This is a genomic window from Thalassotalea profundi, assembly GCF_014653195.1.
Classification (GTDB): domain Bacteria; phylum Pseudomonadota; class Gammaproteobacteria; order Enterobacterales; family Alteromonadaceae; genus Thalassotalea_B; species Thalassotalea_B profundi.
This window is the reverse complement of sequence record NZ_BNAH01000010.1, coordinates 179,039-185,761: the sequence shown is the minus strand read 5'-3', so window position 1 is coordinate 185,761 and position 6,723 is coordinate 179,039. Positions and strand designations below refer to the sequence as shown.

At 36.4% G+C, this 6,723-nt stretch carries 4 protein-coding genes and 1 pseudogene; 2 read left to right on the top strand and 3 right to left on the bottom strand.

Annotated features, from left to right (window positions below):
- Window positions 1–80: 80 nt before the first annotated feature.
- Window positions 81–317, top strand: a pseudogene (locus IE155_RS13180) (thymidylate synthase); the annotation flags it as partial.
- 78 nt (window positions 318–395) lie between these two features.
- Here IE155_RS13180 and IE155_RS13175 read toward each other — a convergent pair.
- The 3 genes from IE155_RS13175 to IE155_RS13165 all read right to left on the bottom strand — a co-directional run bounded on the left by IE155_RS13175 (window position 396) and on the right by IE155_RS13165 (window position 5,107).
- A complete protein-coding gene (locus IE155_RS13175) occupies window positions 396–1,382 on the bottom strand; it encodes an HD domain-containing phosphohydrolase (protein WP_189378706.1) in 987 nt (328 codons plus the stop codon).
- Window positions 1,383–1,386: 4 nt separating this feature from the next.
- Complete coding sequence (locus IE155_RS13170; protein WP_189378705.1) at window positions 1,387–4,722, bottom strand: MHYT domain-containing protein; 3,336 nt, start codon at window positions 4,720–4,722, stop codon at window positions 1,387–1,389.
- Between the two features lie 139 nt (window positions 4,723–4,861).
- Window positions 4,862–5,107: a YfhL family 4Fe-4S dicluster ferredoxin gene (locus tag IE155_RS13165; RefSeq protein WP_189378704.1), complete on the bottom strand. Its 246-nt coding sequence runs from the start codon at window positions 5,105–5,107 to the stop codon at window positions 4,862–4,864.
- 167 nt (window positions 5,108–5,274) lie between these two features.
- Between IE155_RS13165 and IE155_RS13160 the strand changes: the two genes are divergently transcribed.
- The gene (locus tag IE155_RS13160) at window positions 5,275–6,714 is read left to right on the top strand and encodes a coniferyl aldehyde dehydrogenase (RefSeq protein ID WP_373295373.1); all 1,440 of its coding nucleotides are present in this window, start codon (window positions 5,275–5,277) and stop codon (window positions 6,712–6,714) included.
- Window positions 6,715–6,723 lie beyond the last annotated feature (9 nt).

The following is a 6,723-nucleotide window of genomic DNA, read 5'->3' as shown; positions in this document are numbered from 1 at the left end:
AATGCTGGTTTAACACCGAATGAGTCAGAGAAAAGATACTGGCTTGAATACAAAACCGTGGCCAATATTAGTTGACCACTACAGGAAATAAACCCGGTAAGGCATACCATAAAATTGTTAATGCGCATATTTATGAAGATCAACTTGAGTTGATGCGTGATGTACAACTAAAACGTGAACCTTTTCCTTCTCCCAAATTAATGATTAACCCAAAAATTAAATCATTAGAAGATCTTGAGACATGGGTAACAATGGACGATTTTAGCGTTGAAGGCTATGAGCATCATCCTGCGATAGCTTATCCTTTTTCAGTGTAAAAAACACATAAAAACACCAAATAATTGCTGAGATTTTTGGTGTTATTTTACACTTTAACTATGGTGAGGCTTGTGGGGCTACTGATCTTTCCAGCGGTCTTTAATGGCTAAAATTTTATCTAACTCTTGTTCAAATACCACAACCAGGTCGGGGTCAAAATGTATCCCGCTCTGTGCTTTAATAAAGGTCATTGCTTCTTCTATTGACCAAGCGCCTTTATAAGGTCTAACACTGGTAAGGGCATCAAATACATCAGCAAGTGCCACTATACGCCCATCAATTGGGATGTCTTCGCCTGCTAATTGATTAGGGTAGCCAGTACCATCCCATTTTTCATGATGGGTTAATGCGACAATTTTAGCTAAGGTAATAAGGTCTGAATCATCCTCTCCCAGTATGTTAGCGCCAATAGTTGGATGCGTTTTCATTATTTCAAACTCTGCTTCAGTGAGTTTACCCGGCTTGAGCATAATACTGTCTGGAATACCTATTTTTCCTAAATCATGCATTGGAGCGGCATGTAATAAATCATCAGCTTTTTGCTCTGAGAACCCATAAGCTAGAGCTATTACTTTTGAATAATGGCTCATACGCATGACATGCATACCTGTTTCATTGTCTTTATATTCTGCGGCATGACCAAGGCGCTGTATAACTTGTAATCGAGTCCGTTTAAGCTCATCAGCTTGAACAAGGGATAAATGAGTAGCAACTCTTGCTTTTACTACGGCAGCGGAAACAGGCTTAGTTATATAATCGACAGCACCTAGTTCTAGTCCTTGAGCTTCATCATTATGATCATTTAGTGCGGTAACAAAGATAACGGGGATTTTGGTAGTGACAATATCTGCTTTCAATTGCTTACATACTTCTAAGCCAGTGATATCTGGCATCATAATATCTAATAAGATGAGGTTGGGTGTTTTACTATGTGCTAAGCGTAATGCTTCACTACCGCTTTTGGCAAAAATTAAGCGGTAATCTTGCTGTAGTATTTGTTTTAATACACGCAAGTTAGCGGGTTCGTCATCGACAATTAAAATAGTAGGCTGTTGATTATCCATCGTATTACTCCTCACTTTCTATACGCTGGATAAGCGCAATAATATGTTCTAAGGCATCTTCAAATTCAAAATCATTGAATGCGTTATAAATTTTACTTACGTCAGCAGAGTACTTTGAAGCAAACTGCTCTGTTTCTGTATATTCAAATAATTCAGCTAGTAAAGTTTCTTCAGCTTCATTTTCTTTCGCTTTTTCAATTAATGAATTTAATAGCGTAAGTAATAAAGTTTCATCAATAGTTGTTTGTTTTACGGTGCTGCTTTTACTATTTAACCAATGAGATATTTTTTCATCAAGTAATTGATAGGTCTCATCAATTTTAGTATAGGTTGCGCTGCACTGCTCAGGATGACTATTTATTAAGGATTCTAGTTGCGCAAATAAACGTTGTAAACGTGTTAGTGCTAGATTGCCACTAATGCCTTTTAAGGAATGTGCAATAGTTGTAACAGTAGGCCAATTGCTCAGAGCAATGGCTTGGTTTAGTTTTTGAAATTCTCCCTGTTGATCATTTATAAATGAAGCTACTTGTTGATAATATTCATCAATACTGCCCCATAAGGCAACGCCTTTGTTTTCATCTAATAGTAGATCTTGTTTTTGTTGAGTATCAATTGTTGGCGCTGGCGCTACTTGAATATTTAATACTCGAGCTATTTCATGACTAAGAAGTATAAAATCAATAGGCTTATTGGCAAAACCTTGCATTCCCGATTTTTCAGCGGCGAGTTTATCATCAAGTAATACACTTGCTGTGAGTGCTATTATGGGGAGTGCTGGTAAATTGTGTTGTGCTTCATATTTTCTCCGCTCTACGGTGGCATTTAAACCGTCTAACACAGGCATTTGAATATCCATCAGTACTACGTCTATTTCTGTGCAGTCAGCCATTCTTACCAGAGCTTGTTGACCATCTCTTGCGGTGATCACCTTATGACCATCTCTTTCTAGGATTAGTGTGAGTAAATCAATATTTTGCTGAATATCGTCGACAACTAATACTTTGAGCGGAGGCAATTTTAGTTGAACAATTTCTTGAGCCTCTTCTTGATACTCCACGCTAGGTAATGGAATAACAAAACTAAAGGTAGTGCCAACATTTTGAGTACTTTGTGCAGTTATTTCTCCTTGCATAAGCTCAACTAATTGTTTACTTATTGTTGTGCCTAATCCGGTACCGCCAAAGCGTCTACTCATTGAAGCATCTGCTTGTGTAAATGCTTCGAAGACTGAGCTAAGTTGTTCTTCACTCATGCCTATACCCGTGTCTTCAATATCAAATTTAACGCTATTTTTGTCAACAGGATAAACTGAAACCGTAATCTTTCCCTTTTCAGTAAATTTAACTGCATTACCAATTAAATTGGTTAATACTTGGCGAATTCGCTCTGGGCTACCTAAGTAAAAGTCACTTAATTTATGGGAAACGTTGGCTGTAAGTTCTAAGTCTTTGTTACGTGCTTGTAGCCATAATGTTGAGATAACGGCATCCACTTCTTCAACTAATGAGAATCGTCTTAACTCTAAATCAAGTTTGCCTTTATCAAGTTTTGCACTATCTAAAATATCATTTAATAAATGTAATAATGATTTAGAGGCATTATTAATAGTACTCATGTGTTTTATTTGATCTTTAGATAATTCACTTTCGAGTAAAATATCACTAAAACCAATTATTGCGTTCATTGGTGTACGAATCTCGTGGCTCATATTTGCCATAAATGCGGCTCTTGACTCTGCAGCTTGCTCTGCTTTTTCTTTAGCAACTCTTAGCTCTTGCTCCATATTACGTCGTTCAGTGATATCCATGATGAAACCATCTAACCAAACCTCACCACTTTTCTCATCTTTGATGTGGTTACCAAATTCCATCATCCAACGTACATCACCAGATTTAGTAATAATACGGTATTCAAGATTAAATACCCCTTCATGTAGTGAAGTATTCAGTATTGCTTCTTTATCATCAGGGTGGTAAAGATCTGAAAAATCACGCTTTTTATTCGGAGGTAAAAAGTCACTTGCAGGGTAGCCTGTAATTCCTTCTACCGCATCACTTATAAAGAGTAGTGGCCAGTTATATTCGTTTAAACATCGGTAGGCAATACCCGGTATATTAGTGATTAAAGATCTAAATTTAGCTTCGTTTTCTTGAAGCGCTTGTTCCATTTCAATTCTTTGGCGAATATCAGACATAAAACCAACAAAAAAGTTGTTGTTTGCTAGTTTTACGTGGCCAATCGCTAATCTGATAGCGACAAGGGAGCCGTCTTTATGAAGTGCTTGAACTTCACGACTTGAACCGATTATTTTTGCTTTACCAGTAGATAAAAATTGTTGGATATAACCGTCATGCCCATCATGGTATGGGGCAGGGACTAGCACATTGATATTTTTTCCAATAAGCTCATCAGAAGTCCAACCGAGCATTGTTTGTGTAGCACGGTTAACATCTTCAATAATGCCATTACTATTGATACTGATAATGGCATCTACGGCTGTGTCCATCATCGCTCGTAAGCGGTGTTCATTGATACTAGACTGTCGTGAAATATCTCTATAAGTAGAAATTAAGTTTACCGCTAAAACTAAAGCCGTAATAATAATAGTAATAACAGAAACTATCAGCGCGAGATAAAATGAAATATTACTACTTTGTGTGCTTAACTCTAGCCCTTCAGGCTTTACAAAGCGTGCTGCTGCCATTCCTGTATAATGCATTCCCGCTATAGCAATTCCCATCACAACACTGGCGATTAAGTTTGCTTGCCAGTTTTGTTGCTTGTGCCATATTTTTAATAAGCCTTCTCGTGTCCAAAGCGATAACATGGCAAGTGAAACGGCGACGATTATTGATAGAATAAATATATTAAGGTCATATCGAAGCAATGGTGCCATTTGCATCGATGCCATTCCGGTATAATGCATTGTTCCTATACCTGCACCAACTAATGTACCTTCGATTAATAATGCTTTAAAACCTGACTTTTTTTGTTGTAAATGGTTTAACGCAACCCAAGACGCCCCAACACTTGGAAGCATGGAAAATAATGTTAATGGTACGTTGTATTCAATAGTTGTACAAAGATCAAAGGCTAACATGCCAATAAAGTGCATTGACCATATACCGCCACCTAAGGCTAAGCTACCAATAAAAAGTGTGATATATTTTTTTTGCGCAGAGATCACACCACTATGCTGAGTGGCTACCTGTAACCCCATAAAAGAAGATAAAATAGCAATAAAAAGAGACAAAAAGACTAAGCCACTATTGTAGGTTCCATAAATAAGCGTGCTATCTAGTGAAATAGTAAATTGAGTAATAATCCAATCGATCATAGTTGATTGTCTCTATGAGTTAATAAATGAGTCATAATTAGGTTAATGAATATCGTTATCATCAGTAAACATCATAACGAATGTATAAAGTGTAAACTATCATTTCAATGATAACGTAACTGGCTTACAAGCTGAAAACTTATGCATGGATTTTAAAAAATTCTTCAAGTAACTTATCTTCTTGTTCAATCATATCTGGATCTGTAATTATACAATCAATAGGGCACACACTTACACAGGTTGGCGTATCATAATGTCCAATACATTCTGTGCAGTTAGCTGAATTAATTTCATAAATTTCTTCACCTAAGCTTATGGCTTTATTAGGGCATTCAGGTTCACACATATCGCAATTAATGCAAGTGTCTAAAATTTTTAATGCCATGAATGTTTATCCATAAATTGAAAGTAAGTGCAATTTTGATTAATTATTATATCAATACTTAGGATTAAATCATATTATCTGATTTAACTAATACATTTGTTAAAATAATATTAATTTAATTAAATTTATGGTACCAATGTACAATAAATAAGGTTGCTATAAATTGTATGGATATAATAATAAGAGATAAACATATGAATGAAGTGGATATAAAGACAGCATTAAATCAAATGCTTACTGATCATAAAAATGAGTTTTCTAAAGCTCCATTTCCGTCGTATCAACAGCGTATTGGACATTTACATGCATTAAAGGCGTTAATGTTAGAAAATCAAGACGAATTAATCAGCGCTATGAGTGATGATTTTGGTAACCGCTCCGCCGATGATTCTAAGCTAGGTGATATTTTAACAACGGTGTCAGGGATAAATTACTGCATTAAGCAGTTAAAAAAATGGATGAAACCTGAAAAACGCCATGTTGGATTACTGTTTCAACCTGCAAGCGCTCGCGTTGAATATCAACCATTAGGTATTGTTGGTATTATGGTGCCATGGAATTATCCAATATTCCTCGCCCTTGGTCCTCTGACAACCGCACTTGCTGCCGGTAACAGAGCTATGATTAAAATGTCGGAGTTCACCCCAAAAACTAGCGCACTAATTGCTCAATTAATTCCTCAATATTTAAATAATAGAGTTTCGATTATTGAAGGGGATGCTTCTGTTGCCGCAATTTTCTCAGGCTTAGCGTTTGATCATTTGTTTTTTACCGGTTCAACTAATGTTGGAAAAATGGTGATGAAAGCCGCGGCTGAAAATTTGGTTCCTGTTACCTTAGAGTTGGGAGGGAAATCACCGGCAATTATAGATGATAACATATCATTGCATACGGCAGTTGAACGTTTAATTATGGGGAAAACTTTAAATAGCGGGCAAACCTGTGTGGCGCCTGATTATATTCTTTGCCCTAAAGGTAAAGCCGATAAATTAAGTGATATTATGGAAACGACTTTTAAAACAATGTTTCCTACAATTAAAGACAATGCTGATTACACTAGCGTTGTGAATGATCACCAACACGCACGTTTGTTAGGGTTAATTGACGATGCTCGCAGTAAAGGCGCAACTATTAAATCATTATCATCAGATACACGTTGTGAAAAAAGCCGCCAATTACCGTTAACTTTATTGCTAAATGTTAATGATGACATGACTGTTATGCAGCAAGAAATTTTTGGTCCACTATTGCCTATTGTTGAGTATCAATCAATTGAAGAGGCTATTACTTATGTGAATGAACGAGAACGTCCATTAGCTCTTTATATTTGTAGTTTCGATACTCAGTTTCAAAACAAGCTATTAAAAGAAACCCACTCTGGTGGTGTTTGTATTAATGATGCTGCGATGCATGTAGGCGTAGAAGATTTACCTTTTGGTGGCGTTGGTTCTTCAGGCATGGGGAATTATCATGGCATAGAAGGTTTTAAAACATTTTCACATGCTAAAGCAATCTTTTCGCGCGGTAGAATGAGCATGGCAAAACAATTGTTTCCTCCTTACGGCACTTTTATGCATAAGTTAATTTATAAGTTCTTTATTCGATAACATTGCATG

Bases quoted from the DNA above. Each gene is read 5' to 3' on its own strand.
- IE155_RS13175 (WP_189378706.1), bottom strand. From the start codon at position 1,382: ATGGATAATCAACAGCCTACTATTTTAATTGTCGATGACGAACCCGCT.
- IE155_RS13170 (WP_189378705.1), bottom strand. From the start codon at position 4,722: ATGATCGATTGGATTATTACTCAATTTACTATTTCACTAGATAGCACG.
- IE155_RS13165 (WP_189378704.1), bottom strand. From the start codon at position 5,107: ATGGCATTAAAAATTTTAGACACTTGCATTAATTGCGATATGTGTGAA.
- IE155_RS13160 (WP_373295373.1), top strand. From the start codon at position 5,275: ATGGATATAATAATAAGAGATAAACATATGAATGAAGTGGATATAAAG.